34 protein-coding genes and 1 pseudogene are annotated in these 26572 nt (G+C 65.4%); 5 read left to right on the plus strand and 30 right to left on the minus strand.

Annotation, left to right across the window (positions count from 1 at the left end):
• Positions 1-81 precede the first annotated feature (81 nt).
• From gpJ to OF380_RS15625, 6 genes are read right to left on the minus strand one after another with little or no spacing between them, the layout of a single operon-like run.
• Positions 82-3021 (minus strand): TipJ family phage tail tip protein, encoded by a 2940-nt coding sequence (gene gpJ / locus OF380_RS15600; RefSeq protein WP_264045503.1) that lies wholly within the window; start codon positions 3019-3021, stop codon positions 82-84.
• Positions 3011-3439 (minus strand): C40 family peptidase, encoded by a 429-nt coding sequence (locus tag OF380_RS15605; protein WP_264045505.1) that lies wholly within the window; start codon positions 3437-3439, stop codon positions 3011-3013. The genes gpJ and OF380_RS15605 overlap by 11 nt, the downstream gene beginning before the upstream one ends.
• Positions 3439-3570, minus strand: a complete 132-nt coding sequence (locus tag OF380_RS15610; RefSeq protein WP_264045507.1) for a hypothetical protein — start codon at positions 3568-3570, stop codon at positions 3439-3441. Before OF380_RS15610 ends, OF380_RS15605 begins: the two co-directional genes overlap by 1 nt.
• Positions 3567-4082, minus strand: coding sequence for a DUF1833 domain-containing protein (locus OF380_RS15615; protein WP_264045509.1), 516 nt, complete (start codon positions 4080-4082; stop codon positions 3567-3569). The genes OF380_RS15610 and OF380_RS15615 overlap by 4 nt, the downstream gene beginning before the upstream one ends.
• On the minus strand, positions 4082-4507 hold the full coding sequence (locus OF380_RS15620; RefSeq protein ID WP_264045510.1) for a hypothetical protein: 426 nt from the start codon (positions 4505-4507) through the stop codon (positions 4082-4084). Before OF380_RS15620 ends, OF380_RS15615 begins: the two co-directional genes overlap by 1 nt.
• Positions 4504-8079 carry a phage tail length tape measure family protein gene (locus tag OF380_RS15625; RefSeq protein WP_264045512.1) on the minus strand — a complete coding sequence of 1192 codons (3576 nt, stop codon included), beginning with the start codon at positions 8077-8079 and terminating at the stop codon, positions 4504-4506. Before OF380_RS15625 ends, OF380_RS15620 begins: the two co-directional genes overlap by 4 nt.
• Before the next feature lie 55 nt (positions 8080-8134).
• Between OF380_RS15625 and OF380_RS15630 the strand changes: the two genes are divergently transcribed.
• Entirely contained in the window at positions 8135-8482 is a 348-nt protein-coding gene (locus OF380_RS15630) for a hypothetical protein (RefSeq protein ID WP_264045513.1), read from the plus strand.
• Positions 8483-8486: 4 nt separating this feature from the next.
• Here the strand turns inward: OF380_RS15630 and OF380_RS15635 are convergent, their stop codons facing one another.
• Genes OF380_RS15635 through OF380_RS15680 form a run of 10 tightly spaced genes read right to left on the minus strand, consistent with a single transcriptional unit; the run spans position 8487 to position 14252 of the window.
• Positions 8487-8765, minus strand: a complete 279-nt coding sequence (locus OF380_RS15635) for a phage tail assembly chaperone (protein WP_264045515.1) — start codon at positions 8763-8765, stop codon at positions 8487-8489.
• A 56-nt stretch (positions 8766-8821) separates the two neighbouring features.
• Complete coding sequence (locus OF380_RS15640; RefSeq protein WP_264045517.1) at positions 8822-9232, minus strand: hypothetical protein; 411 nt, start codon at positions 9230-9232, stop codon at positions 8822-8824.
• The gene (locus tag OF380_RS15645) at positions 9229-9432 is read right to left on the minus strand and encodes a hypothetical protein (RefSeq protein ID WP_264045518.1); all 204 of its coding nucleotides are present in this window, start codon (positions 9430-9432) and stop codon (positions 9229-9231) included. Before OF380_RS15645 ends, OF380_RS15640 begins: the two co-directional genes overlap by 4 nt.
• Positions 9432-10364 (minus strand): phage tail tube protein, encoded by a 933-nt coding sequence (locus tag OF380_RS15650; RefSeq protein ID WP_264045521.1) that lies wholly within the window; start codon positions 10362-10364, stop codon positions 9432-9434. The genes OF380_RS15645 and OF380_RS15650 overlap by 1 nt, the downstream gene beginning before the upstream one ends.
• Positions 10365-10400: 36 nt before the next feature.
• Entirely contained in the window at positions 10401-10811 is a 411-nt protein-coding gene (locus OF380_RS15655) for a DUF4128 domain-containing protein (protein WP_264045523.1), read from the minus strand.
• Positions 10812-10814: 3 nt separating this feature from the next.
• Positions 10815-11486: a hypothetical protein gene (locus OF380_RS15660; RefSeq protein ID WP_264045525.1), complete on the minus strand. Its 672-nt coding sequence runs from the start codon at positions 11484-11486 to the stop codon at positions 10815-10817.
• Positions 11486-11800: a hypothetical protein gene (locus tag OF380_RS15665; RefSeq protein WP_264045527.1), complete on the minus strand. Its 315-nt coding sequence runs from the start codon at positions 11798-11800 to the stop codon at positions 11486-11488. The genes OF380_RS15660 and OF380_RS15665 overlap by 1 nt, the downstream gene beginning before the upstream one ends.
• Positions 11797-12453 carry a hypothetical protein gene (locus OF380_RS15670; RefSeq protein WP_264045529.1) on the minus strand — a complete coding sequence of 219 codons (657 nt, stop codon included), beginning with the start codon at positions 12451-12453 and terminating at the stop codon, positions 11797-11799. Before OF380_RS15670 ends, OF380_RS15665 begins: the two co-directional genes overlap by 4 nt.
• 3 nt (positions 12454-12456) lie before the next feature.
• On the minus strand, positions 12457-12735 hold the full coding sequence (locus OF380_RS15675; protein WP_264045531.1) for a hypothetical protein: 279 nt from the start codon (positions 12733-12735) through the stop codon (positions 12457-12459).
• Positions 12735-14252: a hypothetical protein gene (locus OF380_RS15680; RefSeq protein WP_264045533.1), complete on the minus strand. Its 1518-nt coding sequence runs from the start codon at positions 14250-14252 to the stop codon at positions 12735-12737. Before OF380_RS15680 ends, OF380_RS15675 begins: the two co-directional genes overlap by 1 nt.
• A gap of 133 nt (positions 14253-14385) precedes the next feature.
• On the opposite strand from OF380_RS15680, the pseudogene OF380_RS15685 reads away from it, so the two are divergent.
• Positions 14386-15108, plus strand: a pseudogene (locus OF380_RS15685) (IS5 family transposase).
• A 94-nt stretch (positions 15109-15202) separates the two neighbouring features.
• Here OF380_RS15685 and OF380_RS15690 read toward each other — a convergent pair.
• The 3 genes from OF380_RS15690 to OF380_RS15700 form a co-directional block, all read right to left on the minus strand.
• A complete protein-coding gene (locus tag OF380_RS15690; RefSeq protein WP_264045535.1) occupies positions 15203-15934 on the minus strand; it encodes a S1 family peptidase in 732 nt (243 codons plus the stop codon).
• A gap of 297 nt (positions 15935-16231) precedes the next feature.
• Entirely contained in the window at positions 16232-16627 is a 396-nt protein-coding gene (locus OF380_RS15695; RefSeq protein WP_264045537.1) for a phage tail fiber protein, read from the minus strand.
• 48 nt (positions 16628-16675) lie between these two features.
• Positions 16676-17017 (minus strand): hypothetical protein, encoded by a 342-nt coding sequence (locus OF380_RS15700; protein ID WP_264045539.1) that lies wholly within the window; start codon positions 17015-17017, stop codon positions 16676-16678.
• 254 nt (positions 17018-17271) lie between these two features.
• Here OF380_RS15700 and OF380_RS15705 point away from each other — a divergent pair, with 254 nt between their 5' ends.
• Positions 17272-17421 carry a hypothetical protein gene (locus tag OF380_RS15705; RefSeq protein WP_264045541.1) on the plus strand — a complete coding sequence of 50 codons (150 nt, stop codon included), beginning with the start codon at positions 17272-17274 and terminating at the stop codon, positions 17419-17421.
• 16 nt (positions 17422-17437) lie between these two features.
• On the opposite strand, the gene OF380_RS15710 is transcribed toward OF380_RS15705, so the two are convergent.
• From OF380_RS15710 to OF380_RS15760, 11 genes are all read right to left on the minus strand, one after another.
• A complete protein-coding gene (locus OF380_RS15710) occupies positions 17438-17572 on the minus strand; it encodes a hypothetical protein (protein ID WP_264045542.1) in 135 nt (44 codons plus the stop codon).
• Positions 17573-17760: 188 nt separating this feature from the next.
• Positions 17761-18027, minus strand: coding sequence for a hypothetical protein (locus tag OF380_RS15715; RefSeq protein ID WP_264045544.1), 267 nt, complete (start codon positions 18025-18027; stop codon positions 17761-17763).
• A gap of 183 nt (positions 18028-18210) precedes the next feature.
• Positions 18211-18723, minus strand: coding sequence for a hypothetical protein (locus tag OF380_RS15720; protein WP_264045546.1), 513 nt, complete (start codon positions 18721-18723; stop codon positions 18211-18213).
• Between the two features lie 26 nt (positions 18724-18749).
• The gene (locus OF380_RS15725) at positions 18750-19052 is read right to left on the minus strand and encodes a hypothetical protein (RefSeq protein WP_264045548.1); all 303 of its coding nucleotides are present in this window, start codon (positions 19050-19052) and stop codon (positions 18750-18752) included.
• Between the two features lie 69 nt (positions 19053-19121).
• Positions 19122-20384 (minus strand): phage major capsid protein, encoded by a 1263-nt coding sequence (locus OF380_RS15730; protein ID WP_264045550.1) that lies wholly within the window; start codon positions 20382-20384, stop codon positions 19122-19124.
• 14 nt (positions 20385-20398) lie between these two features.
• Complete coding sequence (locus tag OF380_RS15735) at positions 20399-21463, minus strand: head maturation protease, ClpP-related (RefSeq protein WP_264045552.1); 1065 nt, start codon at positions 21461-21463, stop codon at positions 20399-20401.
• 12 nt (positions 21464-21475) lie between these two features.
• Positions 21476-22678 carry a phage portal protein gene (locus tag OF380_RS15740; protein WP_264045554.1) on the minus strand — a complete coding sequence of 401 codons (1203 nt, stop codon included), beginning with the start codon at positions 22676-22678 and terminating at the stop codon, positions 21476-21478.
• 87 nt (positions 22679-22765) lie between these two features.
• Positions 22766-24475, minus strand: coding sequence for a terminase large subunit (locus tag OF380_RS15745; RefSeq protein ID WP_264045556.1), 1710 nt, complete (start codon positions 24473-24475; stop codon positions 22766-22768).
• The gene (locus OF380_RS15750) at positions 24475-25065 is read right to left on the minus strand and encodes a hypothetical protein (protein WP_264045559.1); all 591 of its coding nucleotides are present in this window, start codon (positions 25063-25065) and stop codon (positions 24475-24477) included. Before OF380_RS15750 ends, OF380_RS15745 begins: the two co-directional genes overlap by 1 nt.
• Before the next feature lie 134 nt (positions 25066-25199).
• Positions 25200-25451, minus strand: coding sequence for a hypothetical protein (locus OF380_RS15755; RefSeq protein ID WP_264045561.1), 252 nt, complete (start codon positions 25449-25451; stop codon positions 25200-25202).
• Between the two features lie 2 nt (positions 25452-25453).
• Positions 25454-25852, minus strand: coding sequence for an HNH endonuclease signature motif containing protein (locus OF380_RS15760; RefSeq protein WP_318784127.1), 399 nt, complete (start codon positions 25850-25852; stop codon positions 25454-25456).
• 124 nt (positions 25853-25976) lie between these two features.
• Here OF380_RS15760 and OF380_RS15765 point away from each other — a divergent pair, with 124 nt between their 5' ends.
• Entirely contained in the window at positions 25977-26186 is a 210-nt protein-coding gene (locus OF380_RS15765; protein ID WP_264045564.1) for a hypothetical protein, read from the plus strand.
• Positions 26187-26255: 69 nt separating this feature from the next.
• A complete protein-coding gene (locus OF380_RS15770) occupies positions 26256-26477 on the plus strand; it encodes a hypothetical protein (RefSeq protein ID WP_264045566.1) in 222 nt (73 codons plus the stop codon).
• Positions 26478-26572 lie beyond the last annotated feature (95 nt).

Here is a 26572-nt window from a genome sequence, read left to right on the forward strand (position 1 = left end):
CGGTTGATTCCCAGCACTGGAGAGGGCGCTTGCGCGGCCCTGTCAGATCGGACGGTTCAGAAAGGCCGAGAGGCCTGGGTGTCAGACGACGGTGACGTTGGCCGGGCCGCGCGGGATGGAGGCGACGGGCGGCGCATCGTTATCGAGCGCTACGACGAAGATGCTGTACGGTCCCGGGTCGAGGGCGAGATCTAGCGAGAGGCCAACGTTCGGGCCGCTGGCGATCGGATCACCGTAGGGGCTGGCGGCCGAGAACGAGGTGCCGGTGCCGGTCGCCACGTAGACCTGCGAGGCGGCGTTGTTCGAACTGGCGCTGCTTCTCCACGTCACTCGCGCCCCGCCTGCCTGAGGCACGGCTGCGAGGCCTTCTGGCGCCACGGGGCCGATCGGGTCCGTGGACGCCACCACGTGGGTCATCAGGGGGGTAAACTCGCCGAGCGTGCCAAGGGCCGAGATCCCGCGCGCCTTGAACTCGATGTCGTTGCCCTTCGCGTAGCCCGGCAGGAGCACTGCGCCGCTTCCCGCCTCGGCGGTCGTCGATGCGAAGGCGGTCGTTCCGCCGATCCGGCTCTGCACCTCGTAGGTGGCGATGGCGACGGTTCCGGCCGGGTTCGGCTGGAGCAATACGACCACTGGATATGGCACGGCATCCGTGGCGACGCTGGCCGCCTCGCGCCCGGAAGCGACGCCGGTGATGATGGGGGCCACCGGCGCATCAGTGTTCTGCTGAGCCTCAGACCCCGAGCGCCCGCTCCAGGGCGGCGGGACCTCGGCGTCGACCAGTTGTTCGATCTGCGGAGCGTGGTCGACGAGCGTCAGCCGGGCGGTGAAGTTCTCCATCGCCTCGACCCCCTTCACGGTGCAGGCGAAGGATTCTTCCGAGCCGGGGCCAAAGAACGCGAGATTGCCGACTTCCGGCGCGTCGCCTGCCCCCTTCAAGGTGACCACCTGGGTCTCGCCGAAGCCGCCGACCGCACGGACCAGACTGGCCCCGTCAGACCGCCGGAAGCGGCAGGCGTAAGCCAGGCCGGGTTCGAAGATCACGGACTCGTCGAGGTAGACGCTGTTGCCGATGACGGTCTTCACCCGAGCCGCGACCATCGTCCGGTCGAGCACGTCGTGGCTGAGCTGGGCCCGGTCGCCGCGGGCGACCACCAGCGCCTCGAAGTCCTGGTTCACCGTGTAGGTGTCGGGCCGGTGGATCAGCTCGTACTGGCGCCGCCGCGTCTCTTTCCAGACCATGGCGGGGCTGGTGACGCCCGGCAGATCCAGCTTCTCGACCACCTTCGGGTCGCCCGCGAAGCCCGGGAACGGCACGATGCGGTCGGCCTTGGCGTAGCCGTTGGTCTCGTCGAGGAACGACACCCGGAAGGCATCCGGGAACTTGGCGAAGGGCCGCTCGCCCTGGAAGCCCCAGGAATTGCGCGGGCTGATGTGCGCGGTGACGGTATCGAGGATGCGGTCGATGACGACACCCCAACGCTCGCCGCTGTCGTGCGGGCTGGCCCGGCCGGCGGCCGCCACATCGGAGAGCACGTCGAGGACGGAGGCCTCATAGTCGTGGACGCGGTTGTAGGTCAGGCCCTTCGCGACACAGAACCCGTGCCAATCCTCGAGGGCGCCGACTTCGTCGAGGCTGAACGGGTAGCGCATGGCCGGGCCGGTCAGCACGTGCCGGAATAGCGAGGCCGGGTTCTGTGTCTCGCGCGTCACCCAAGCCCGCGAGGGCGCATCCCAGTCCGGGCAGATGCAGAAGAGGTCGGCGTTGAACTCGTCCAGGGTGCCGTTCAGCTGGCCCGACGCGCGGATACGGACGGCCGCCAGAGCCAGCGGCTGGTCGAAGTTGACGATGTACTCGGGCCGGAACGAGCGCAGCGCCGACCAGGCCGAACGCGAGGTGCGCTGGATGCTTTTACCCGACTGGTCCTGGTCCTCGTGGTCGTCGGCGAGCCGGGTGAGTTCGACCTCGTAGCGGCCGCGAACCGGAAGGCCGAGGGTGAAGGTGCGCGTGAGGGGCTTGCCGGGTTTCTTGCTGGTGACGGAGATCGTCCCGGAGAAATTCCACTCTTCGCTGCCGACGAGCCGGTAGCGCAGGGTGAAATCGATCAGCACGCTGACGCTCCCGCCGTCCTTCTTGAAGCCGCCAAGGCCACCCGGAAAGGTGATGTCGATGGAGCAGTCCGAGGCGTCCGGCGCGGTGAAGCGCGACTGGGGGCCGCCCGCTGGGCCGTCCTTCTTCAGCTCGATGGAGAGCGGCACCTCCAATGTCTGCCTGGGGTAGAGAGCCAGTCGCTCGTCCGTGGCGCGTCCCTCGCGCAGCTCCATCTGCACGTCCTTGAACTTCTCGATGGGCGTCTCGCCGATCCTGGGGTTCCGGATGGCGACGGGCCCATAGCCGAAGCAGAACGCGGCCGTGACGTAGCGGTCATCGCCCACGGCCTCGGTGAAACGCAGTGCGGCGTAGGGCGGCGCATAGCGATGGAAGCCGAGCACGGACGGCACGACACCGTCGGGGGTCGCCTGATTCCGCAGCCCCTGGATGGCGTAGGTCGGCGTGTCCTTGCCGTTCGTCCGCGCCGGGATGAGCGCGTTCACCAGCAGCGTGCCGGCGATCAAGGCCGAACCGGTGATGGCAGCCGAAAGCGTCGAGGTCAGCGCTCCGGAGGCCGCGCCGCCGAAGCCGAGGAGAGACCCGGCCAGCGCCGGGGCATAGAACTGCCCGAGAGCGAGTGCGCCCACCGTCACCGCGATCGTGAGCACGTTCCGGAGCACGTCGTCGCCGGGGACGACCCGGATGACGACCTGCGTGCCCGCCTTCGGCCGCACGGCATGCCACAAGCCCGGCAGGATGACGTGCTCGCCGATGGTGACGCGCAGCCGCTCGCGGATCGTGCCGACGGCCTGCGGCAGCGCACAGGCGATCATATCCGCAATGGACGACCCCGGCAGCGCCCGCGCCTCGATGCGCCCGAACGACGGGTCGAGATGCGGCAGCGCGAGAATGGCGACGTCAGAGGCCAAAGCGGCGCTCCATGAGGTCGGCATGACGGTAGACGCCCGCCAGCCGGTGAGCCCAGCGCCCCGAGCGATAGTCGACGATCGCGCTCTCCTGATCGTGGGTGATGTGGAGCATGCGCCCGCGCTCGCAGATGATGCCGACGTGGGTGTCCATGCCGGCGCGCCGGAAGATCGCCACGTCAAGGTCGCGCTCCTGGCCCGGCACGACGAGATTCCAGGGCCACGTGCTCGTCGCGCCGTCGATGATGGCGGCGATCTCCGCGCGCTCGGCCGAGGTCGCGAAGGCCTCCGCGTAGGTCAGCAGCGTGACGCCGGCGACCTCACGGTAGATCAGGACGCCGAGGCCCCAGCAGGAGACGCCCTCGTGGGTGTCGCCCTTCTCCTGCCAGGGCAGGCCGACGTAGGGGGCGGACCAGTGCATCAGAGGATGCCCTTGCGGAAGATGAGGACGAGGAGGAGGCAGGCAGCGGTGCCGGGGATGGCGGTCGGGCCGAGGATGCAGGCGAACGCCAGAGCTGCCAGAGTCACCAGCCGCCCTTGGGTGCGGGTCACGCCGCGAACAGCCCCGGGAACCGGCTCACCGTCTGCCGCCCGGCCGGCCAAGGCTCGGCGGTCAGCGGCTCGGCCGAGATGTCGAGCGAGACCTGCGCTGCATCGTAGGAGCCACGGACGCTGCGCAGGTTGGTGTAGCGAGCCTCGATGATATCGGGGGTGCCGGCGAGGACCACGATGTAGTCGACCGTCGCGTAGGTGCCCGGTGTGATGGAGCGGATGGCCTTGGCCATGTCCGCATCCACGTTCTCGAAGGCCAGCGTCGCCTTGGGCGGACTGTCCTTCTCGTCGTCCGGCAGGACGGTGCCCATCAGGACGAAATCGTAGACCTGCCCCTTGTGGCGGGTGCCGTAGCGAAGCGGGTCTGCCGAGATGCGCTCGGTCGGATCGCTGGAGAGGTAGGCCGGCGCCGACAGGCTCGGGTGCCGGATCGTCACCAGGACCACCGGGATCTGGTCCGTGTGCTCGGCGTTCGCCGCAGCCCGTACCGTGAGAGAGACGAGGCGTCCCATCAGGGTAGGACCGACAAGCTGAAGGTGGATCGATACCAGCCGCCGCCCCGGTCCTGCGGGGTCGGCAGATTGCCGCCGAACATGACCAGCCACCATGCCGTGTTCAGCAGTGGGCGGCCCTGCTCATCCAGAAGAGGGATACCGGGCGCCACCATCAGAGGCAGGGCATCGCGTGTCTGATCGGGGATGAGGAACGGCAGAGAGCCGCCCGCCACCTCTTCTTCGTAAAAGCGCTCAAGCCGAGCGAACGCATCCTCGCGCTCGTCCAACGTCACCGTCACCGGTTTAATGGCAGAGGAGAACCGGCGCCGTGTCTTCGGCGGACCGGCCTCCATTGGGGTGCTCAGGCGGCCATCAGCGAATCCGCGGCTATAGCCGTCACGCTGGAAGCGCTGGGGGAGATCGGCGGGCCAGTAGGGGATCACGTAGACACCAACTTGCGGCGGTTGAGGGCGGCTTGGCCACGGGGGCTGTTGATGCCCTGGACGGTGGCCTCGGTGATGACGACCTCTTGCCGGCGGCCTCCGCGGCCGTCGTCGACCTCTCTCGCCTCAACCTGAGCCGACGAGTTGTTGTAGACGGCGATGTTCGCCGGGGCCTGAGGAGGGTTGGTGTTGGCCGCGCTGCGGGCCGCCCGCATATCCTGCGGGGTCACCCCGACGTAGCCTCCGGTGTCGTATCCCTTCGCGGACGACCGCATGGCCTCCAGGGTGTTCACGCCGAGGCGCCGCACAGAGTCCTGGTCGAAGACGTACTCGCCGCGGTGGACAACTCCGGCCGGCTCCAGGCGCGGGCCCATGCCGGTGTAGCCGCCCGCATCGAAGCCCTTGACCGTGCCCGACCCGAACAGGGAGGCGAAGAACCCCGTGATGCCGCCGCCGCTCTTGTCGGCCCCGGCGAACAGGCCGGAGATGACCTTGTCCGAGGCCAGGCTGACCAGCTTGTCGGCGAACCGGTTGGTGACGTTCGCCATGGTGGAAACGAGCGATGTGCCGGTGCGCAGGTCGCCGAGCATGCCCGAGAACGTGCTATTAGCGAGGTCGCGGGTAGCCTTCAGACCGTCGTTGATCTGCGATTGCTCGATGTAGGCCTGGGAGCGGGTGGAGGTCGTGTCACCATAGATCGACCGCGCCCGACTGAAGCTGCCCTGTTCACCGGCACTACGGCCGATCTGATCTCGGTCAAATTCCAAGTCGCGACCTGCCCGCGTATTTGCTAGGTCGGCATTTGCCTGGGCCTTGGCTGCCTCTGACGCTCGGATGCTTGCGGCGTAAGCATCGGTGATCGTGACGCCCTTCTGCTGCTCCTCCGTAAAGCGTTGGTTGACGCCAAGTTGGACCTCCAGAAGCTGGCCGTTCTTGCCGTATAGCTGATTGGTGGTCTCAAGGTTCTTTATCTGAAGGTCCAGCTGCGCATTGCGGTCCACCTCAGCTTTGACGAGCGCCTCCGCGTTCGGCGGCGGGGTCATAATCGCTTTGATGTACTTCTGGGTTTCGTCGGGAAGGACCGCAGTGTCACGGCCCGAAGCCTGGAAGCGCTCGCGGGTTCTGGTGCCGGCGTTGTAGCCAACGAGCGCCGATACCTCGTCCTGATTGTACTGCTTCAACAGCTGAGCCATCAGCTTGGCCTGCGCCATGATGGCCGTCTCGGGGTCGAACGGATCGGCGAGACCCATACCGCGCGCCGTCGGGTCCATGAACTGAGCGATACCCTTCGCGCCGACCGGAGACACGGCTCGGGGATTGTACCGGCTCTCCTGATACCCCTGCGAGGCGAGAAGATCCGCGTTCACGCCTGTGGCGTTTGATGCGTTGATGTAGAATTGGCGGTACTGCTCGGGTACTTGGCCAACACCGCGAGCATAGCGGCCACTGCCACTCGACGTTTCGTTCACCTGACGGATCTGCTGCGTCTCTAGGAGGAGCTTCCGCTCGGCCTCGATAGAAGCGAGGCGCTTCTCGTACATCGCTTGGTCGTTATCGTTCATCGACTCCCGTAGGGCCGTCAGCTTCTTGGCGTCTTGAGCTTCGTTGATCTGCGCGACGCTGAGAGCTGTAGGTGCATAGGAGTCGGTCCGCCTTCCGAACTCCGCTGCGCGCACGGCATCGGCGAAAGCCGCGCCGCCAGCCGCCATGTCTTCGCGCATCTGTTTGGCGGCCCGGGTCAGGCCATCCATTGCGCGCTGGATCGCGTTGAGCGGGTCGGACACGCCATCCTGCTCAAGGGCTTTCCGGAAATCCTTGGCCTTGTTCTCCAACTGCTGCAGCGCGCTGCTCATCGGGTTGAGCGCCTTCACCTGGGAGCCTACCTCAAGGCTCCGCTGAGCCGTCGCGCTCTTCGCGCTTGCTGCTGCAGCCTTCGCGACCTCAGCCTCGACTTGCGCGATCTGGGCCTTAATTCCAGGGATGTCGAACGAGAGCGCCTTGCCCAGCAGGTTGCCGCTCTCGCGGAATGCCAACTGGCCCTTCAGGGTCTTGAGGCGCGACTCCGCATCGTCGAACCCGAGACCCTTCGACAAGAACCCGCCAATCGCATCTACGTCGTTGGAGGTGTTGGTTTTGAACTCCTGCCACTCCCTCGCAAAGAAGCTGAGCTTTGAGCTCGCCCCCGCCGTTGCGGACGCGACACCCTCCATAAAGAGCTTCTGAGCACCCAGGCGGTCGCCAGACTCCTGCATGCGCCGGATGTTCTCCAGCATGGTGAAGTCGAGAAAGCCGAGCGTCTTGTTCAGCGCCAGAGCGCCAGCCGTTGGATCGGCGAATGCATCGGCGAATTCCTTCGTCGCGTCGGTCGCGTCCGTTCCGGTGATGCGCGCGTAATCGGTGGTGACCTTGATCAGCCCAGCATACATCTCCGTGCCGATCCGACCGGTGGATGCGAATGCGCCCGCCATTTCCCGGGCGGACGCAACTGACACACCAGCTGCTTGGGCGGCCCCAGGCGCAAGCGCGTTGATGCCCCCAGCGGTCGCGCCCGAGGCGCGTCCAGCACCTGACAGAGCCCGGTCAAGCTCTCGCTGGGACGACGCGTAGGAGAGGATCGCTGCGGCGCCCGTGACGGCCAGGGCGGTCACTCCGCCGATGGCCAAGCCAACCGGCCCGATCTTGGTGAGAAACCCGCTGACCGCTTCGCCCGCCTGCCCAAGCGCGCCCTTTACGCTGGCCCCGCCGGGGCCGGCAAAGATAGGCGCTATCTGCCCGCCCTGCTGCATCAGCACCGTCAGCGGGTTCATACCGCCCTGCAGAGACACGCCGACGTCTATGGCCTGCGCAGTCAGGTTCTGGACCTGATCGCCACGCAGCCGCCCGGCCTGGACTGCGGCGTTGCCCTCGCGGATCGCCTTCACCTGCGTTGCAAAGGCGTCCTTCGTCTTCATCATCGCCGCGGCACGCTCTGCCTCCGAAAGCACGCCAGCCTTCGCGGCATCGGAGATTTCCGTCAGCGTGCTGCGGTACTGGGTCTGGGCTGCGAACAGCGGGCTGTACTTCGCACGCAGACGATCGGCGCTTGCGGCGGCGGCCTCGAAGTCGGCGGCCCGGGACACGATGCCGGATGAAGGCTGCACGCCAAGGCGCTGGTTAATGGCCTGCTGATTGGCACCAGCGGTCGCCTGAGCCGCTGAAGCCTGCGCCGCACGCGCTTGGATCTCCGCGCGAGCAGCCTGCTCCAGCGCCCGCGTGTAGCCCGTCAGCTTATCGACGGCCTGATCGTACAAACGGGTGCTCGCCTCCTGCGAGATGCGCCCAGTCGCCTGAGCGATCTCAAGCTGCTTCGACAGGCCGACCAGCTTCTGCTGAACGGCGTACATCGGCTCGTATGCACGCGAGGCCCGATCAATTGCCGCCTGGTTAGACAGCATCGCCCGCCCCTGGCGATCGGTAGCAACCGTGACCCCATCCGAGGACGCAGCGAGCTTGTTGAGCGCTGAGGCCGCAGCCTCAACACCCTCGGTGCGAGCCTGCGTCGTGATGCGCCGGATGGTTTCGATTGTGGGCATGCGTTACCCGTGATGTGCGGTGGCGGGGTCGTCGGGCCGCGAGGAGGAGAACTGGATGCTGAAACGGGTGCTCGTTCTCTTGGCGTCGGCTTACGGTTTGTGCGCACCAGCAGCGGCACAGCTTGAGGCCCTGGGGTTCAAGCTTGCGCGCGAGAGCGGAGAGACGATTGGCGCAGCAACGGCATGCGGCCTCGACAAGGACCGGGCGCTCGCGACAGGGCAGCGCATTATGGCCCTCGCTTCCGATGGGCCGAACGCACCGCTGGAAGGTCCCATCCGGGCCGCGCACGCCGATTCCGCGCAGATGGGCGCTGCGAGGCAGATCCGGGATAACAAGGCAGGATGCAGACGCGCGCTTCAGCGCTTCCGGCAGCTGGAGGACAAGGCGACGATCAATCGCTGACGCCTCAGTCCTTCTGCTTCATCTGCTCGGCCATGTAAGTCCGCCACTCGCCGTCCATCACGCGGATGAACCTGACGAGGCGGCCGAACTGGTCGCCGTCCAGGACGCCAGCCCGGTCAGCGAACCGGTCGATAGAGGCCCATAGGATCGGGCCCGGGAGACCGAAGCCGAGCGGTCGGTCTCCGTTCAGTGCCCAGAACGCGTCCCAGAAGAACGACAGGTGCTCTGGGATATCGGGCTGAGCCTCTAGGGCGGCCGGAAGGATGCCTTCCTCTTCGGCCATGTCGGACAGCCACTCCGCCTTCTCACCCCAGGTGAGATGCCAACGGAGGGCTGCCCTTAGTTTTTTGCGCCGGCCTCGATGCTCTCGCCGGCTTCCTCGGAGACGAGATTGGCGGCCCAGACCACGGCGGCGCGAAACTTCGCGTACTCGGGCTTGGTCACGAGATCCTGCGCGAGTTCGCTCGTGAAGGGGATGGCCGAGCCGGCCTCGTCCGTCAGGCCGCGCCAGTCGAGCAGGATTGCCTCGTGCAGACACTCGCCCACGATCCGCTCCCGATCGTCCGGCTGCAGCCCGCGAAGCTTGCGCGCGCGCGGCACCGCGTCGGCCTTCTTCTCGAAGAGACGCTTGTAGTCGGTGTTGCCGAGGCCTCGGACATGGAGCTCTAGGCTTTCCATGTCGGGGATCTCACCGACCCACTGGCCGGCCTCGAGCTTGGCGACATCGGTCTTGAGGGCAGAGAGCTTCACGTGTTCGCTTCCTTGCTGGTGGCCTTGGTCTCGGCCTTGCTGGCGGGGGCAGGCTTGGCGACCTCTTTCGCCAAGCCTTTGCCGACGATCAGGTCGGCGAAAGCAACGGAGACGGTGGGCTCCTCCCCTTTGGTGAAGCGCACCTCGTCCTTCCCATTGGGGAAGCCGTCGAAAGTCTCGGTGATGCGAACCGTCTTCATCAGGCGACACCACGAGTGATCTGGAGGGTGGCCGAGATCCCCGGGTCGTAGACGGCCCGGAACGGGATGGAGACCATCACGTCGTCGTTGTTGCCGCCCGGCCGGCGCTCGCCGTTGCCGAAGATGATCTTGGGCAGGTTGAAGGTGTACTTCGACCCCGATGCGTTGCCGGCGGTGAAGCTGAGCGCCGACGAGCCGTGGTCGAGCACCTTCTGATAGAGCTCGTTCGTCTCGAAATAGCACTCCATCGTGCCTGACACCTCGAACCGGCCGGAGCCAAACGAGTCCGTGAAGAGGCTGCCGACAAGCGGGCGCGTGCGCAGATTGTTGTTGATCTCTAGGCTTAGGCTCCGCACCTTCGGCGGTGCCGTGATGCCTGGGATCGTCAGTGCCGCGACGTTGGCCGACGACGTCATCACGGGGGTTATGCCGGATGCCGCATAGGTCGATCCGGCAACGATGGCCGTGTCCAGCATCTCCTGGCGTGCCATGATCGTGGCAGAGCCAGTGATCGCCGCACGTGAGGCGATTGAGAGGCTGAGCATGCTGACAGCGCAGCCCAGGAAGCGCGAGAGGGACTTGTTGCCGCCGCCGAGGTTGATGGTTTCCTCGAAGGTGAAGCTCTTATCCGTGGTGCCGTTGACCAGCACGTTGGTCGCCCAGGTGCTGAACATGACGCCCTCCAAGAGGTCGTCGAGGTTCCCGTAGGTAAGCTCGAAGTCGTAGGCGCCGGTGACGTCCTGGCCGAGCTGATACTCATCGCGGACATTACGATCGGCCTGGATCTCGTCCGAGGTGCCGGTCGTCTTGTTCGTGCGCGGCCCGCCGCCGGTGGCGCGGAAGGTCTTGAACGAGGGGGTGGCCGGCGTGGTACCGAAAACGGTCTCCGGCACATAGGCGATCCGACGGCTGGAGCCGCTTGCGATGGTCATGGCATTCTCCTGGAAGAGGGCGTGACGCCCGCGCGCTCAGCCGAGGATGTCGGCCTGGTACTCGACGGCGACGGAGAGGACGAAATAGTTGCCCTCGTCGTTTCGGTCGTCGATCGATGGTGAGGAGGGGGCGAAGGTCTGCACCCCGCCGAATTCCTTGCCTCGGAACATGGCGGCCAACTCATCCGCCCAATCGAGGCCTTCAGCGACGCCTGCGCCCCGCTCGGCCATGATGACGAGGCGGAAGGTCCCACTCTCGCGATAGATGTTCTCGCCCGGCGCGCCGATGGTCAGCTGCTCGCCGTTCGCAACCGGATAGGACACCTGGATGAAGCTCGATGCGTCTTCGGGCGTCTCGCCCTGCAGGTTGACCCCGAACACCGGGCACCTCGACCATTCGGCCGCAAGCTTGCCCTCGACGGCATCCACGACGAGCTTCAACGGCATGGATCAGCGACCTGGATCTATGAGGATGGCGGGCTGGCGGGTAAGCCAGTCCTCATGGCCCTTCTGGCTGCCGCCACGGACCTCGCGCGCCAGCTTCGCGGCCGAGGCCGACCCGGCCCATTTGCCGATCGCCCCACCTGGGAACGACCGATAGGAGAAGCCGACGTAGGCGACGTTGCCGAACCGGCGCTTGGCGAGGGTGGCTACGGCTTGGTAGACGCCTTCCGGCGCCTGCGCAGACAAGCCCCGCTCGATCTTCCTCGCGTAGGGCTGCGCGTTCAGAACGACGTATGCCTCGGCCGGCGGCGGGTTGTTGGGATCGGGGAACTCGACATCGTCAGCGAACCAGGCGTGGCTGCGCGCGTAGCGTTCGCTCTTCACGGGGGAGTGGAGGATCAGCTGCTCATCGATCCACTGGATGACGTCGAGTAGGAGGTGGAACTCAAAGGTGATGGCGTCCGAGATCCGCAGGCGCTCAAGGCTGGAGACCTGAGCGCCGCCGACGAACGTGTCGTGATCGGGCACGTAGCCGAGCGCCCGGCGATTGACCTCCTGCCCTTCCTTCAGCACGCCGCGCGCGAAATCCGCGTACCGCTGCACCTGAACGTCGGGCGAAAGCTCTTCGCTGATGATGAGGTCGATGTCGCGAGCGAGCGGCGAAAGGCGCTGCGCCATCAGCCACGAAGCCAGAGGTTCACGCGTACAAGCACGCCTTTCATCTCGACGGGCTCGACCGCCTGAATGGTGCGGACGCGCCCGGAGACATCCAGCCTGTCGAGCCGCTTCGGCAGCGCCCCGAGCCCGGTCGGAGATAGTACCGCCGTACTGTCGCCCTGCTGGATGCCGCCAGCGAGTTCGTCAGGCTTGTAGCCCCGGAAGAAGGCCCGCAGCCCTGAGGCTGAAGCGGGGTTTAGCCGCTGGAGCGTTACGGCTTGCCCATGGGCGGAGATCTGGCGATCCAGAGCCGCGATGGCGGCGGCCGGCGTCATGCGAACAGCATCCGGCGGTACTGGCCGAGGGTGGCTTCGGCCTCCGGGTGAGGAAGGGCAGCACTGGCCCCCTGGACGTACCAGGAGGTGGAGCCGACGCCCTCGACATCCTCCGATTTCACCATCATGTCCCGGCCCGACGCCGAGATCGCGACGGCGACGAGTTGAATGACGGCACGCTCTATGTCGGCCGGCAGATCCTCGGCGGTGGAAGCAATGCCATTGACCGCCCGCGCCTCGCCCGGGAGAAGCCATCCAGCCTCATACTGGACGACGACGTCCCGGCCATACCAACACCGCCGGTCATCGCCCTCCATCCGGTAGAGCATCCGGCCGTCGGTGGCGTAGGCCTCGGGGGCCAGGAGCATGCCACCAACCTTGACGCTGGCGATGGACACGACGGGCCAGCGGTCGAGTAAGATCCCGCCGCATTCGCCAACAACCCCCGTGCAAGCCAGATCGAATCGCTCGCGAACCGTCTCCCGGCCGAAGGCCCGTCGGCAGTAGGTCGCCGCTTGCTGCGATGCCTGGATGATGAAGCGGTCTACCTGCGGGTCGGTCGGATCACCCATAGCACCACCAATGTCCATGCGGACATTCTCCAGCGTCGTGAGACGCTTCGTGGTGGCTGGCGTGATGACGGTGACGCTCACAGTTCAGCCTTCCGAGGCGGCGGGGCGCATGGCCATCTCTTCTTCGGACGGCGGCCAGGCCTCGTCGCGGTCGATCGAGACCTCGGTGAGCATATTCAGCGCGTCCCAATGGGACTGGTACTCGGGCGCGGTCTTGAATTTGGCGGCGAGCACGAACTTGCCCTTGTGAGGACCGGCCGGCACTTCCTGGGGGTCGAGCCGGTATTCGTCGTTCGCCGAGGCCTCGCGGATGTGCGCGGCCTGAATCGCTGACATGACGAGGTACGGATAGTTGTTGGCCATCAGGCAGCTCCCTTGGCGGTCAGGTAGGTGTTGAGGCGAGTGTTCAGGTTGGCGACATCGGTAGCCGTCAGCGCGGCGCCGTAGCCGATCACAGCCAAGCGATCGTCACCGTAGGTCGCGGCGGAGCGGTGCGAGCAGCCGTTCGTCGTCGAGGGCGTCGAGGAGGCCGACGAGATGTCGGAGACCAGCTGCCCGTTCGTGTAAACCTGCTGATTCGCCGACGTGGGGCGAACTGCGCACCGGAAGCCGCTGCGGTTGCCGGAGCCCGTGTAGGCGGTGGCCGTGCTGACGTTCACCTGCCAAGTGTTGTTGCCGGCCGCGCCCAAGACGTTGATCGAGACGCGGGCCGAACCCGTATTGCCCACCTGCGGCACGCGGCCGGTGCCGGTGCCGACCACAGGTGAGACAGCGTTGTTGCACCAGACGAAGACGCTAGCGCTGTCCTGCTGGAACATGCTCGCGCCGTTCAGATAGGGCTCGCCGAAATCGAGAAAGCCCGTCGCGGCGATGTCGCCCGTGTAGCCCCGACTTGCCGCGAAGGACGATGCCGTCAGGTTCGTCGCCGCCATCGACTTGGCGGGGTTCCGCAGGCAGAGGCGCGCGGCCTGCGCGGTCTCGGCCGCAAGGAGCGATAGGCGGTCGATCTTTGCCCAGACGCCGTCCGTCTTCAGCCCCCGGACCAGTGCATCGACCAGCGACCGCTCGGTGCTGCTCGGCGGTGTGGTCTGCGCATTCAGGTAGGCCGCCGCGTCCGCGTCCTCGCCGCCCCCTGCGGTGAGCGTCCCGCCGGCCACGGCAGGAGCCGAGGTCGTCGCGCTGAGGCCCTTCGTGACTGTGAGTGCCGCCGCCGTAACGGACAGCGCCGACGTGCTGGCTCCGACAGGTCGGGCCACAGTCAGACCGCCCGCCGTCGTGGAGGTTGCCGCGCTGGCGCCGTCGAAGCCCTTGGACACCGTCAGCACCGCCGACGTCACACTCAGTGCGGCAGCTGATCCCGCCAGCGACCGCTCGACCGTCACGGACCCCGCCGAGGTGGACTGCGCAGTCGTTGAGGCCGAAGGGCTGACGGTCGCCGAGATCGCTCCAGTCGAGGCGCTCTGCGCGTTGGCGGCCGCAGTGAGATTGCGCTGTACGGAGAGAGCACCCGCCGCCTGCGACGTGGCAGAGGACGCCCCGCTGATGCCGTTGGCGACCTGGAGCGTCCCGGCCGTTTGCGCCACCGCAAGTGTCGAAGCGTTGAGCCCTCGGGCCACGGCAAGGTCGCCGGTGGATGATGCCAGCGCCGCGCTGGTTGCGGAGAGCGGCCGTCCGACGCTGAGCGCCGCGCCACCCTGAGAAGTCGTAACGCCCGCGCCGGAGATCGACGACACGACCGACAGGGCGCCGGCCGATATGCTGAGGCAGAGCGCGGCCGCTGCAAGCTCGCCGATCGCCAGACGCGGGATCGCGGCAACCTTCACCCGCCGGACGACAGGACCGAGCCGGACTGGAATGCGATGTGTGGTCAGGGCGGCCATGGCCTGAGATCTCGTCCGATACGGGGATTCGGGGTTGAGTGGCCGGGATGGCAGTGTTTCAAGAGGGGGTTGGAACTGACCTGGACCTGCCGTGTGAACCCCGACCACCTGCCGGCGGCATAGGCGTGCAGGTCTGCGGTATGAAAGCGATCTGACGGATGCCGAGTGGGCGGTGATCGCCCTCTTGATGCCGCTGCCGGCGCCGTATGGCCGCCTGCTCGTCCGGAGGACGCGAGAAATCCTGAACGCGATCTTCTAGGTCTCGCGCGGCGCCATCGCGTGGCGGCTAATCCCGAAGGACTTGCTGCCCCGCTCGACTACGTTCGGCTACTCTAGCCGCTTGGCGTGATGATGGATTGTTTGCTCTCATCAACCACAACCTCGTCACGGCGGACCGTGAGCGTGTCGGAAGGGAAGCCTCACCCACAGCCGCGTTGCTCGACAGCCAGTGCATCAAGACCACCGAGAGCGACGGACCGCGCTGCGACTACGCTGGCAAGAAGGTCAACGGGCGCAAAAGTCAGGCGTCCGTCGATACGGATGGACGCGCACTTGTTCTTGATCCGAAGTCGGCCAACGTCTAGGACAGGAATGGAGCTGTACCGGCCTTGCTTCTGTCGGTCGAAATTTTACCTCCAATGCAAGGGCTTTTGCAGATGCTTGGTTCGCGGGCGACAAACCCGCGACCGCCTCAATCATCAACGTCCACATCGTGCGTAAGCCTCCAAATCAGGTCAGCTTTGCCGTGAATCCGCGCCGATGGGTGGTTGAGCGTTTCTTCGGCTGGATCAGCCGCAACCGCCGCCTCTAAAAGGACTTTGAGGCGACCCTGAACTCGTCTCAAGCCTTTCTCTAGGCCGCGGCCGTCGTGATCCTCGTCATCAGGCTTAAACGCGGCTCATTACCTGCCAGACAGAATTCAATGCATCTGTTGGCCACGAGTTTGAGGCTTACAGTTCTGACGTAGAAGCAGCTTCTGCACCTATGGTTGTTCCCAACAGCACGGGGCTCCAGTCGGCCAAGCTCTCCAAAACGGTGGCATATCCACACTTTCTCCCAGACGACGACTCAGCAATATAGACGCCCATGACTCTCGATTGGTCGCCATACTTGAATAACGGAGATCCTGATACGCACGAACCACCAATATCACTAACTTCAAAAAACCATTCTCCCTGATACATACTTAAATTTGGATTTGGGGAAAAGTCTATCTTACGTCGAACGTATCCCTTGAAGCATACTATATCTGGTCTAAATTTTAGAAAATGATCTTCTAACTGCATGTTTTGAACCTCTTCAGAAATTATTTCTGGATATCCCCACATAATATAATCACAAGGCGGGTGCTCCTCAGTATTTTCAATCTTTATGTAGGATACACGCTCATCCGGCAAATCATCAAGTTTAAAAATTGCAATGTCTTCTGTTGGGTGCGCTTCAACATCTCCAATAGGAACGGCATATTCTTTCCCGTCATGATTAACTATTACAAACCTCTCATTCTCGTTTGTTTGAGTTATTACATGTGCAGCGGTGATACCGAATCCTCTCTTTCCGATAAGAAAACTTGTTCCTGCAAGATAGGAACTGCTTTCTAAAGCAACTTCATTTTCGAATTTGAGATTACAAACTGGGAGCACAAAGTCGTATATAGGCCTAATACCAGATGGATGCTTCACGCTATCTCCAGAATCAATTGGCCGGCAGGGAAATTTGCAACACTTCCCACTGCGTAGCCGTGCGCACAGCCGGTCATATCAGCCATTCTTGAAATACCATAGTCTCACCATCTGCTGTTTCGCGTTTTCTCTAATGGCAAAATAATAGACGCCCGTGACCTAGCCGAGGCCGTACCCTCGGAAGGTTTTGTCTTAGCACATGCCGGTAAGGACTAGGTGTGCAGTCCCGCAGTGTGGTGGCATCAGTTTAGCTGAGATCACTGCATGCCGGGAGGCGCTATGGGACCGGTTCTGAGATCAGTCCGAGGTCAGCGTCAGGGCGCCGATGGCGAAGCTAACGGGATCGCCTGCCGACACCGATTTCGAGGCCGTCAAGGCGCCGGAGAACAGCTTGTTGCCCCCGCTCGCTGCGTCGAACACCGCGTAGTGGCTGACGGTGGCCGGTGCCGCAGCGCTGCCGAAATCGACCAGCGCCGTGTTGGCGATCGTTCCGGCGGCGTTCGGCGCGCCGAAGGTGGCGCTGGGGCGTCCCGCCGCGCGGATGGTGGTGGTGACCTCCGTCCCGCCCGTGGCCGCGTCCGTCGGGTCCGACGAGAACAGCCCGACGAACATCCCAGCGGGGGCGGTCGGCATGGCGGTGCCGCGCAGCCAATTCAGGGTCGCGTTCTCGACGTAGTCCGAAAATCCGGGCACGGCCTGTCTCCAGAAATCTGAGGGTGGGAGTCGTCTGCGGTCGAGCCGTCAGTCGTCGTTGAGGCTGTCGACGCCCGTCACCGAGCCGGCGACGATCGTGATCTGAAGATCACCGTCGCGAAGCTCGATCTCGTATCGGCTCAGCCGGCCCAGCGGGATCGCGCGGCTCTCAGCCAGCGATGGCGTCCACGTCACTGTCGAGGTCGTTGAATCCACCGTGAAGCCGTCTGCAGTAGTGCTTTCCTTGCGCATGCGCCCGCCGCCCCACTTGAGGGTAAGGACCAAGCTGCGTCCGGCCAGAAGCAGAGGGGCGTCGTTCTCGTCCACGAGTTCCCAGGCTACGGCCGGGGCGTTGTTCCCGCGACGGATCGTGATGTCGACGTCGTCCATCAGCGACCACTCTTCCCGAGTTCGTCTTCGACGATCAAGGTCATCTGCGCTTCCTAGGTAGGCGATGAGCCGCAGAGATTTTGCGCCAAACGCGGCATACTGCCTGCGGTGATCATTGGGTGTTCCCGTTTGGGGCCCGATGAGATGCGCGGCGCGTTGCTCTTCGTATTCCAAGCCGGAGAGCGCCAATGTCTTCGCTGAAAATCCTAGCCGGCACTCGGACGATAGAGGTGCCAGGTGGGTACGAACTAACGTTGGAAGCTGATGACGGACAGATCTTCAGCGTGTTCGCGACCGAAAACCAGATCAACGATCTAGCTGAAGACCTTCTGGACTTTCTCGATGAGGACGAAGTTGAATTTACTCCCGAGCAGGAAGTCGCCAGCCAGGAGACCTCCTCCTAGGCACCCGTCTTAACGCTCATCTGTTCACCGCGTAGACGGCCACGGGGATACTCAGCGTCGTCAGCAGCGCCACCTGGGGCACGCTGTAGACAAGCCGCAGGATGTTCGTGGCGGTCGGGAAGGCGTGGTGGATGGCGACGCCCTCGGGCACGCTGCTCGGCGTCGTGGGATAAATCTCGAGGATGTCAGTGGTCAGCGCGCCGGCGCAGGCGATGCCGGTCTTCGACTTAATGCCCGAGGACAGGCCGATCGCGATGGTGTCCGCCAGGGTGGTCGTGCAGACGAGGGTTGAGGCCTTCGGGCCGGCTGCGCCTTGCGGGCCCGGGGCGCCCGTCGGCCCTACAGCACCCGAAGGCCCTGACGGGCCAGCGGCTCCGGTATCCCCCTTCGGACCAGCCGCGCCGTTCGCGCCTGCCGGTCCTGCCGGTCCAGTCGATCCTTGAGGGCCACGCTCCCCAGCGGGGCCGGTCGGACCAGCATGTCCAGCCAAACCAACTGGGCCTCGATCACCAGCAGCGCCGTCTGCGCCGCGAGGACCAGGGATACCGCTTGGACCTGCCGAACCTGCTGGCCCAGTTGCTCCAGTCTCTCCCTTTGGTCCTGCATCGCCTGGCCTCCCATCGGGTCCCTGTGGCCCAACGGCCCCGGGCGCTCCAGGTTCACCTTGCGGACCAGCCGGGGCGACGCGCGGCACTCCATCGCCCGCCATGGGGCTGGCGGCACGAAGCGCGCTCTCAGCCGGCGAGATCAGGCCAAGGCTGAGGCAGGCGAGAAGCCAGAGGACACGCATCAGCCGCCCCGCCCATATTGAAGTTCGACGTTGCAATCGACGCTGGGAGTGGCCGTCGTGATGAGGGAGACGAACTTGGGCTCGCTGGTGCCCAGCGTCTCCGAGGATCGGGCCAAGATGCGTGTGCCGGTCGTCTGCGTCACGGCTTCAGCGGCGCTCGACACCTTCCTGATCCGGATATCGACGTTGCACGGGTTCACGATCCGATAGGACGTGGCGTCGGCCGGCTTCGTGATGGCGAACTGCTTCGGCGTGGTGGTGATGCCATCGAAGATGATCGGGTCGCCCGTGCCCGAGCGCACGAAGGGCGTCGAGAGCACCGTCATCGGTGTGAGCGCGCCACCGCAGGGCGCGGCCTCCCGCTTCACGCCCGTCGCACAGAGGATGACGTAGGCTGGCGTCTCTGCCCCACCGGCCTGCGTGAAGGGCTGGTAGGCGCCCTGCTGTGCAGAGGCACCGGAGACGAGCGCCAGCAGGATGCCGGCGATCAAGGAGATCGAGAGCTTCAGCATGACGAACGCCTCCGGGTTGAAGAGCCCTACTTCTTGCCCTTCGTGTCGGCGGCCGGCTCGGCCACCGCGATGCCCTGCTCGCGCAGGTTCTGGGCGACGGCCTCGGCGCCGGACAGGGTCGGATCGTTGAAGTCGATGCGGTTCTGATCGACCGTGGTGTTGGCGCGCGGATTGTCGTCCACGGCCGGATGGCTCATGTCGACGTCCGGCACGACCTGCTGCGGCGCGCCGGAGGTGTCGACGCTGGTAGCTGCAGGGATGTTCGCAGCCTTCGCGCCAGCGGTCTCTGCCGGCTTGCCGTCCGGCGCCCTATCGGTGGTCACGGCCATGATGGCCTCCTGATCTGAGAGGGGATGGATCGTGACGGCGGGCGATCAGCCCGCCGCCGTGACTGGGCTTCAGGCCGCGATCTGGAGGGCGCGCATGGGCTCGGGGTTGTAGACGCCGCCACCGACCCGCTTGACCGTGTAGAAGGCCACGTAGGGCTTGTTGGTGTAGGGGTCGCGCAGCACCGAGATGCCGAGGCGGTCGACGATGAGGTAGGTCGCCTCCATGTCCCCGTAGAGCGCGGCGATGTTGCCGGCGGCCACGAGCGGCATGTCGGGGATCTCCACCACCGGCGCGCCGCCGAGGGTCTGGGGCTCGCCCTGCTGGTAGGACGGCTGCCAGAGGTAGTTGCCCTGGCCATCCTTCAGCTTCCGGGCGGCGCCGATGGACAGGCGGTTGATGTAGAGCTTCGCGTTCGCGCTGAACTCGGACGGAAGATCGTACATCAGGCTGATGAGGCCATCGCCGGTCAGGGCGGCGGCGGCACCGCTGTTGATCACCGGGATGGCGCCCCACGGGTGGCGAGCGGCGTTGGCGCCGCCGACCACGTAGGTGAGGACGCCATAGGGCTTGTTGGTGCCGTTGCCGGACAGGTAGGCGATACCCTCCTGGCGCGCGAACTCGGTGTCGACCTCCTCGGCGAGCCACTGCTCGAGGTCCACGGCAGCGTCGTCGAGAAGCTGCTGCGAGATCATCGGGTTAGCGTAGAGTTCGCCCGGGGTGAAATCGAGGATGCCGAGCGCCGGGGTCGAGGTGGCGGGACGGGAGGCCGTCTCACCGACCCAGCCGGAGCCGACGGCACGGTCCGAGAACACCTTCTTGAAGCCGGACACCGAGATGGTCTGCACCCGCGCATTGGCACGGATCTGCGAGATCCGCTTCAGCTTGCTCGTGATGGTGCGATCCCACTCCACCGGAGCGAGGTAGCCGCCGTTGCCGTCGGTGCCCTTGTCCATGGCAGCCGAGACGGTGCCCTTGCGCATCCAGGCCTTGTACTCGGCCACGAACTCGGGGTTCGTCGGGGGCAGGTCGCCGATCTGCTCGCCGGGGCGCAGCATGGCGGCGGCCAGCTTCTTCTGCATGTCGTCGAAGGCCGTCTGCATGTCGCCCAGCGAGGCGCTCATGCGGTCGATCTTCTCCTCGGCCACGACATCGGCCTTGGCCTTCAGCTTGTCGTCGTTCTCCTTCTTGAAGTCCTCGAAGCCCTTCTGCAGGGCGGCGATGATGGCCTTCGGATCGGAGGCGTCGGCGCGGATGCTGGGGCTCAGCAGCGCGCGCGGACGGACGATGGCGGACGCGCCCGCGAGGGCCGCCGCAGCGGAAACGTATTTCATGGTGGTGGGTGCCTTCAGGGACGAATTACAGCGGCCAGTCCAGCAAGGCTGGACCAATCGAAATCGCCTGCTTTTGGCTCGGCGGGCCCGGTAGAACCGGGCTCGAGGGCAGCGCCTGGCGTACCCTCTTCATGGGCAGCGCCTGGCGTGCCCTTGATCTTGTTGATCCGCTCGCGCGCATCGGTGCGCGACATGCCGGAGGCGACGAGCTGAAGCTCCATCGCACGAAGCTCGTTGACGGAGTGGTCGGAGGCCTTGGCCTTCTCGTCCACCTTCGTCTTGTCGGCCGTCATGATGGCGTCGGCGAAGCGCTTCTCGACGGCGGTGGCGCCGGAGAGGTAGGTCTCGTCGTCCATCATCTTGGCGACAGCCTTGACGTCGAGGCCGGTGCGCTCGGCGTAGACGCCGGCCATGGCCACATCGAACGGCTCCAGGAAGGCAGCCATCTCGGCGAAGTCGTGCCGGTTGCCGCCGCCCATGACCGAGCAGTTGTGGATCATGATGAAGCTGCCGGTGCCGATCTCGACCCGGTTGCCGGCCATCGTGATGATCGAAGCGGCGGATGCGGCGATACCCATCACCTTCACCGTGATGTCGAAGGGATGCTCGCGCAGCACGTTGTAGACCGCGAGGCCTTCGAACATGTCGCCGCCGAACGAGTTGATGTGCACCTCGACCGGGCGGCTCCCGATCGCGCGCAGTTGCGCGGTCACGCGCTTGGCGGTGATGCCCTCGCCCGTCCAGAAATCCTCCCCTACGGGTCCGAACATCGTGATGACGTTGTCGCCGTACTCCACGGCGCGGACACCCGCTGCATCAGCGTTCCAGCGTTCGATGACCGGCGGCGGGGTGTAGGCCGAGACGTTGCGCCGGTGGGGGACCGGCAGCGCCTTCGGACGCGCGGCGCGGGGGTCGTTACTCTCGGCGCGGATGCGACCGATCACGCCCTTCGGACGCTGAGCCTGAGCGAGCGTCTCGAGTTCGACGCTGGCGACCAGCTTGGGCTTACCCTTCGTCTCGGGCTCGCCGTTCGCATCTTGGGGGCTCGCCGGGGTCGGCTTGCGGGGTTCATCAGCCATTTGCCGTCCCTTCTAAGGTGGCGAGCCAGCATCCTGGCCCATCATGGGGTTGCCGAGCCGGTCGCCATCGGCGTGCGCCGGCATGTCCAGCATCTCGCGGACTTGGTTAGGGGTCATCCAGGCTTGCTGCCCCCCGGCGCCGAGCGCCTTGGCGAAGTACTCGCCCTGCGTCTGGAGCGAGCCCCGCAGCAGCGCACCGGCGTTGAATTTGGCTTCAAGCGTTTCCGCCTCCTCGTCGCTGAGGAGGCAGCGTTCGACGGCCTGTTGCCACGCCTCGAACCAAGGACTCAGCCCATACTCGACGAAGAACTGGCCGAGGGCTTCGATGCCCGACCCCCAGCTTGTCTCGTCGATCATCAAGAGCGGTCGCGGCACGCCGAAGATGCGCGCGATCTCCTCAAGCTGCCGGCCGCGCGTCTCGTGCGACTGTGCGTCCTTGGCCGTGGACCCGAGCGCCTTGTACTCCAGCCCTTCCTCGAACACCGGCGTGCGACCAGCGTTCTCCGCCCCCGCGAACCGGCTGTCCCAGTTCTGCCGGAGCCGGATGATGGAATCCTCGCTGAGGGTCTTCGGATGCGCGAGGTAACCGTTGACGAAGCTGCCGTGCTTGTAGAGCCGGCCCAGGGCGAGCTCGGCGGCGATCGCGAGGCCGATGGCGTCGGCGGCTTGCCGGACCAGGGACATCCCCCGGATGCCGTCTGACGACATGCTCCGCAGGTGGAAGACGTCGGTGGGGTCGAATGTGGCCTGGCCGCCACGAGGCGGGCGGTAGCGATAGGAGACGGTGAAATCGGGGTTCTGGATTGGCGTGACCCAATCCGGGTCCAGGGGGACGAGGCCCACGATCTTGTCCCGCCGCGTGCGAAAGTCCCTCGAGCGGATGATGCGGGCATAGCCATCGCCTTTCACGAGGGCACGCATCTGCATTAGCGTCCGGAAGTCGTATGCGCTCTGCCACGCGTTCGGCTTGCGGTGGAGGATCTTGAACAGCGGGTGGTCCCGCGCCTTCTCCTTCGTGTCCTTGTCGACGAGATGCAGCGGGAGCATCCCGATGGTCTGCGAAAGCAGGCTGACTGACCGGAAGACGGCCGGGTTCTTCATCGCCCGGTCGACCGTCACCTCGATGCCGGATGCCGACGAGTTCCCACCGCGGAGGTACTCGAGCAGCGCCGGGTCATCCAAGCCGATGAACGGGACCGATGCGGCATCGGCCATCACAGAGCCTGGGGCTCCGCTGGTCCGCGGCCCCGCCTGCGCGGCGGGCGCGCCGCCAAGCGGGATGCGCGGTACAACCTGCATACGTTACACCATCAGCATGTCGCGGGACTCGTACACGGACCGTGTTCGCGCAGGTTCGGGGTTCAGCGACATCGGCACCACCGCGTCGAACAGAGACATCACCGGGTCGATCTTCGCGTCGCCCGCGTTCTGCTTCGTCGCCCGGATGGCGGTGGCGGTGGGCTCGATCTTCAGGTTACCCACGGCCCAATTCATGAGGCTCGAGCCCGAGTGACGAAGCGTCCCGTTCGCCAGCTTCCGCTCGGCTGTCTTGATGGCGTTCATCATGCCGTAGCCCTGGGGCACGCCCACGAGGAGCTTCGCCTCTTGGGTCACCCCGATCTCGGCCATGGCCTCGATGAACTCGCCGAGCCCGGCAGGGTCGACGCCGACACAGGCCAGGAGACCGCGGTCTTTGATGCTGGCCACCACCTCGACGATCTCCGCGATATCGCCGAGCTCGTCGTTGACGATGGTGAGTTCGCCGGCCCGTTCGAAATCCCGCAGGCGAGCCGCGATCGACTTGCGCCGCGTCAGTACGCCGTCGTGGCACCAGGCATGGGTCCAGGCCAGCCAGTCTCGCGTCGCCCTCTCACGGCCGAGCACCGTGAGGCCGAAGAGATCGTCCAGGCCCCCGCCGTCGATGCCGACGCAGACGACCTCGCAGAGTTCCAGGATGGCCCGCAGGCCCGCTTGCCGATCCTCCGATGGGCTGACCAACGCGTGGTCGACCCGGCTCTTCCAGAACTCCGAGCCGGGCCACCGATTGGCCCGCAGGCCCATCCCGATCTCGACGTTGAAGTGCTGCGAAGCCAGCAGGGCCAGCGCCTCGGCGCCGTTCTCTTCCGCCTTGAGCAGCTGATTGACGAGGAACGACTCGTCGACCGACTTGCCCATGTTCGGATTGACCAGAGGCCAGAGCTTCCGGTCCTTCCAGCCGCCGTCCGCAGAGATCCGCTGGGGTAGTTCGTACAGGATCGGGAGGAGCGGCAGCCGCATCTCGCCGTCCCGCACCTTACGAGCGTTCTCCAGTTCCTCCTTGAAGACGCCGGACGGCGGGTCCTTCGATTGAGTGGTGACCTGGATCAGGAAGCCGTCCGGCCGGGCGGCCAGAGCGCCCCGGATCTCCACGAAGATGTCTGAGGCCCGGGGCTTCTTCGCGAAGACGTGCGTCTCGTCGATGAGCGTGTAGGTGGCCTTCGATCCGGTGATGGCGTCGGTGTCGGCCGCCTTGATCTGCATCGTCGCGCCGCTGTTCCGGTGCGTGATGAGGCGGATATGGTGCTGGCCGTGGAAGAGCTTGGCGAGTTGAGCGTCCGCCTGAATGATGCCCCAGGCCTGCTTGTAAGCGATGTCGGCGATCTGCTTTGTCGGGGCGATCAGCAGCCCTTCTGCGAGCGGTCGGCGGTTCAGGATCATGATCGTAATCATGATGGCGGCCGCGCCGCTCGATTTGCTGTTCTTCTTCGGCACCAGCCAGAAGAACTCGTTGATCATCCGCCGCTGAGCGGCCGCGTCGTACGAGCCGAAGATGGCCTCCACGATCGGGAGCAGCCATTCCGTCCCCGCCTCTGCCATGGTCGGCTGGCCGATGACGTCCGGGATCTTCAGCCGGTTGAACACCCGCACCGCGCGGGCCGCCTCATCCCGAAAGAGCGGGAGATCTGGCACCAGGGTGCGCCCGGCGAGGATACGGTCCTCCCAGTCTGGGCAGGCGGTGTTCCATGCCTTCATCAGTTCGGTCGCGCGTCCGGCGCGGCGAGGTCATCGCCCCAATCCGAGCCGAGGCCCGCTGCCTTTGCCTCCTCGGCTGCGGCGGCCTTCTTCCCGGCCGGCGCCAGCGTCTCGGCCAGCGTCTTCACGGCTAAGGCGAGATTCTTCAGCGTCCCGGCGCGCACCGGCAGACTGACCGCCTTCATCATCGCCTCGCGACGGCGGGCGCCGCTCTTGCCGGGCGTTGCCTCCTCGATCGCCTCTTCGATCTCGCCGATGTGCGAGGTGGTCGCATCCAGTTCATCGAGCATTCGGAGGGCGAGAATTCGGCCGCGGCCGATGATGGCCTCCGGCTTCGCGGTCTCGCTGTTCAGCGGGGTGCGGATGCGCTCCACGATCGGCTCGACATGCTCAATGAGGGGCCGCGGAGTCCGCGGAGCGTCCTGCGGAGCCTCGGCACCCGGCCGGGCCCACCCGCCTGCTTTCGCCCGAAGCCGAATCGCCTTGTCGGAGCACCCGTACCAACGGGCTATCTCTCTGATCGACAAGTCGGTTTTGACGTAATCCCGCTCAATGCCAGCCCAGTCGATCGGTTTTTTCGCCTTGCTCATCGCCGACTGTCCGCACCGCTCCGCACCCTCGAAAACACCCACCAGGAAAAGTTCTGCGCATGCGACCTGATGCGGTAGCCGCCCCTTGGCCTGGTATACTTTAGACCCCCCCCTACCTTCTGGTAGGCAGGCGGCTAGACTCCAGGCTCAGCAGCCACCTCGACCATGATGGGCGGGTGGCTGGTGCCGAGGATTCGCACGTGGATGGGAGCGCCAGCCTGAAGGGCGGCAAGCTCGTCAGGGGTGGGCAACCATGCCGTCGTCATGGCGGGCGTCTCAGGCCCGCCCACGCTGCAGGTGATGACCTCATCGCGGATGGGCACACCAAGGTATCCCTGGCTCTTGCCGAGCACCCGAGTGCAGCCCTCGATGCGACCGATCTGCATGCTCAAGATCCTGCCGTGCCCATGCGGCGCGCCCGAGCGGCCGCCGTCTTCTTCTGATGGTGAGGTGGGCACAGGGCTTGCCCGTTCCTCGGGTCTAGCGGGTCTCCACCGTCCCGACGCTCCACGATGTGGTCAGCGTAGAGCCGGACCCCGCCGCGCCTGCCATGAGCCGTGCAGCCCGGAGCCTGGCACTTCCACCCCGCTCGCTTCAGCACCTCGAGCCTCCAGGCTTTGTGCTCGGGGGTGAGGAGGTCTGCCTCTGCCGTCTTCGGAGGCGGGCGCGAGGTACGCGTGTCGAGAGTGGCGAGGCGCGAACCTATGGTGGTTAGGCGGGCCATGCATGCCACCCTCAACGAAGTGAAAGAATTGCGCCTGGGCTTCGCCAGGCCTGCCTCGATCATGCTTCCCCGACATGAGGCGCGGTCATGCGACGGTTTGGTCTCAAGTACGTGAGGAACGGCCGAGAGCGCCGGGCATTCACTGCTCACATCCGAACAGCCGTGGCATACCAGCAGGACCTACCGCATGCGCAATCACATCACGCCTGCCAATGCCGCTTGGCCGAATGCATCGCATCAGGCGAACCTGACGGCGACATCGGTCGGCAGCAACCAGCGTATGGACCTGGTGAACGACGCTTCCGAGTCTCACTCCCTGCAGAACGCGTTGGAACTGGAAGGTGCCGTCGTAAAACCCGCATCCGACTTCGGAGGCTTCGGATCGTTCTCCGGCTAGCTACCAGCCTCTGTCAGGAGAGCCCGAGTTGCCCCTGGCAAACCACCCTTCCAACCAGCAGGACAACCGATGACCGCGATCAATCACCTCGATGCCGTTCCCAGTCAGACCACGAACGACGTGCTCAATGCGGATGCCAACAAGGCGGGACCGGAGAGCACCTCGATGAACCGGGAGCATCGGATCGGCAACACGGTCGACAAGGTCGATCAGGTCAGCAGCGTCACCCTCATGGGCATGGCCATTGCCGGGTCGGCGGTCATGCTCGGCGCCCACTGGCTGGTAGGCTGAACGCGGCAATTGTTTCACCACGGGCTGCGTTCAGATCGACGCTGCTACAGGGCACAGGCGGGCTACCGGAGAGGTAGGTCCGCGGGGAGTTACCC

Origin of the sequence: Methylobacterium sp. FF17 (assembly GCF_025813715.1) — a bacterium.
Lineage (GTDB): Bacteria > Pseudomonadota > Alphaproteobacteria > Rhizobiales > Beijerinckiaceae > Methylobacterium > Methylobacterium flocculans.

What these genes read in the sequence shown, in the direction of transcription:
- OF380_RS15605 (WP_264045505.1), bottom strand. Translation starts at nt 3,439, where the DNA reads ATGCACTGGTCCGCCCCCTACGTCGGCCTGCCCTGGCAGGAGAAGGGC.
- OF380_RS15615 (WP_264045509.1), bottom strand. Translation starts at nt 4,082, where the DNA reads ATGGGACGCCTCGTCTCTCTCACGGTACGGGCTGCGGCGAACGCCGAG.
- OF380_RS15625 (WP_264045512.1), bottom strand. Translation starts at nt 8,079, where the DNA reads ATGCCCACAATCGAAACCATCCGGCGCATCACGACGCAGGCTCGCACC.
- OF380_RS15630 (WP_264045513.1), top strand. Translation starts at nt 8,135, where the DNA reads ATGCTGAAACGGGTGCTCGTTCTCTTGGCGTCGGCTTACGGTTTGTGC.
- OF380_RS15635 (WP_264045515.1), bottom strand. Translation starts at nt 8,765, where the DNA reads ATGGCCGAAGAGGAAGGCATCCTTCCGGCCGCCCTAGAGGCTCAGCCC.
- OF380_RS15645 (WP_264045518.1), bottom strand. Translation starts at nt 9,432, where the DNA reads ATGAAGACGGTTCGCATCACCGAGACTTTCGACGGCTTCCCCAATGGG.
- OF380_RS15650 (WP_264045521.1), bottom strand. Translation starts at nt 10,364, where the DNA reads ATGACCATCGCAAGCGGCTCCAGCCGTCGGATCGCCTATGTGCCGGAG.
- OF380_RS15655 (WP_264045523.1), bottom strand. Translation starts at nt 10,811, where the DNA reads ATGCCGTTGAAGCTCGTCGTGGATGCCGTCGAGGGCAAGCTTGCGGCC.
- OF380_RS15660 (WP_264045525.1), bottom strand. Translation starts at nt 11,486, where the DNA reads ATGGCGCAGCGCCTTTCGCCGCTCGCTCGCGACATCGACCTCATCATC.
- OF380_RS15665 (WP_264045527.1), bottom strand. Translation starts at nt 11,800, where the DNA reads ATGACGCCGGCCGCCGCCATCGCGGCTCTGGATCGCCAGATCTCCGCC.
- OF380_RS15675 (WP_264045531.1), bottom strand. Translation starts at nt 12,735, where the DNA reads ATGGCCAACAACTATCCGTACCTCGTCATGTCAGCGATTCAGGCCGCG.
- OF380_RS15680 (WP_264045533.1), bottom strand. Translation starts at nt 14,252, where the DNA reads ATGGCCGCCCTGACCACACATCGCATTCCAGTCCGGCTCGGTCCTGTC.
- OF380_RS15700 (WP_264045539.1), bottom strand. Translation starts at nt 17,017, where the DNA reads ATGGACGACGTCGACATCACGATCCGTCGCGGGAACAACGCCCCGGCC.
- OF380_RS15715 (WP_264045544.1), bottom strand. Translation starts at nt 18,027, where the DNA reads ATGCAGGACCAAAGGGAGAGACTGGAGCAACTGGGCCAGCAGGTTCGG.
- OF380_RS15720 (WP_264045546.1), bottom strand. Translation starts at nt 18,723, where the DNA reads ATGCTGAAGCTCTCGATCTCCTTGATCGCCGGCATCCTGCTGGCGCTC.
- OF380_RS15725 (WP_264045548.1), bottom strand. Translation starts at nt 19,052, where the DNA reads ATGGCCGTGACCACCGATAGGGCGCCGGACGGCAAGCCGGCAGAGACC.
- OF380_RS15730 (WP_264045550.1), bottom strand. Translation starts at nt 20,384, where the DNA reads ATGAAATACGTTTCCGCTGCGGCGGCCCTCGCGGGCGCGTCCGCCATC.
- OF380_RS15735 (WP_264045552.1), bottom strand. Translation starts at nt 21,463, where the DNA reads ATGGCTGATGAACCCCGCAAGCCGACCCCGGCGAGCCCCCAAGATGCG.
- OF380_RS15740 (WP_264045554.1), bottom strand. Translation starts at nt 22,678, where the DNA reads ATGGCCGATGCCGCATCGGTCCCGTTCATCGGCTTGGATGACCCGGCG.
- OF380_RS15745 (WP_264045556.1), bottom strand. Translation starts at nt 24,475, where the DNA reads ATGAAGGCATGGAACACCGCCTGCCCAGACTGGGAGGACCGTATCCTC.
- OF380_RS15750 (WP_264045559.1), bottom strand. Translation starts at nt 25,065, where the DNA reads ATGAGCAAGGCGAAAAAACCGATCGACTGGGCTGGCATTGAGCGGGAT.
- OF380_RS15755 (WP_264045561.1), bottom strand. Translation starts at nt 25,451, where the DNA reads ATGCAGATCGGTCGCATCGAGGGCTGCACTCGGGTGCTCGGCAAGAGC.
- OF380_RS15760 (WP_318784127.1), bottom strand. Translation starts at nt 25,852, where the DNA reads ATGATCGAGGCAGGCCTGGCGAAGCCCAGGCGCAATTCTTTCACTTCG.
- OF380_RS15765 (WP_264045564.1), top strand. Translation starts at nt 25,977, where the DNA reads ATGCGCAATCACATCACGCCTGCCAATGCCGCTTGGCCGAATGCATCG.
- OF380_RS15770 (WP_264045566.1), top strand. Translation starts at nt 26,256, where the DNA reads ATGACCGCGATCAATCACCTCGATGCCGTTCCCAGTCAGACCACGAAC.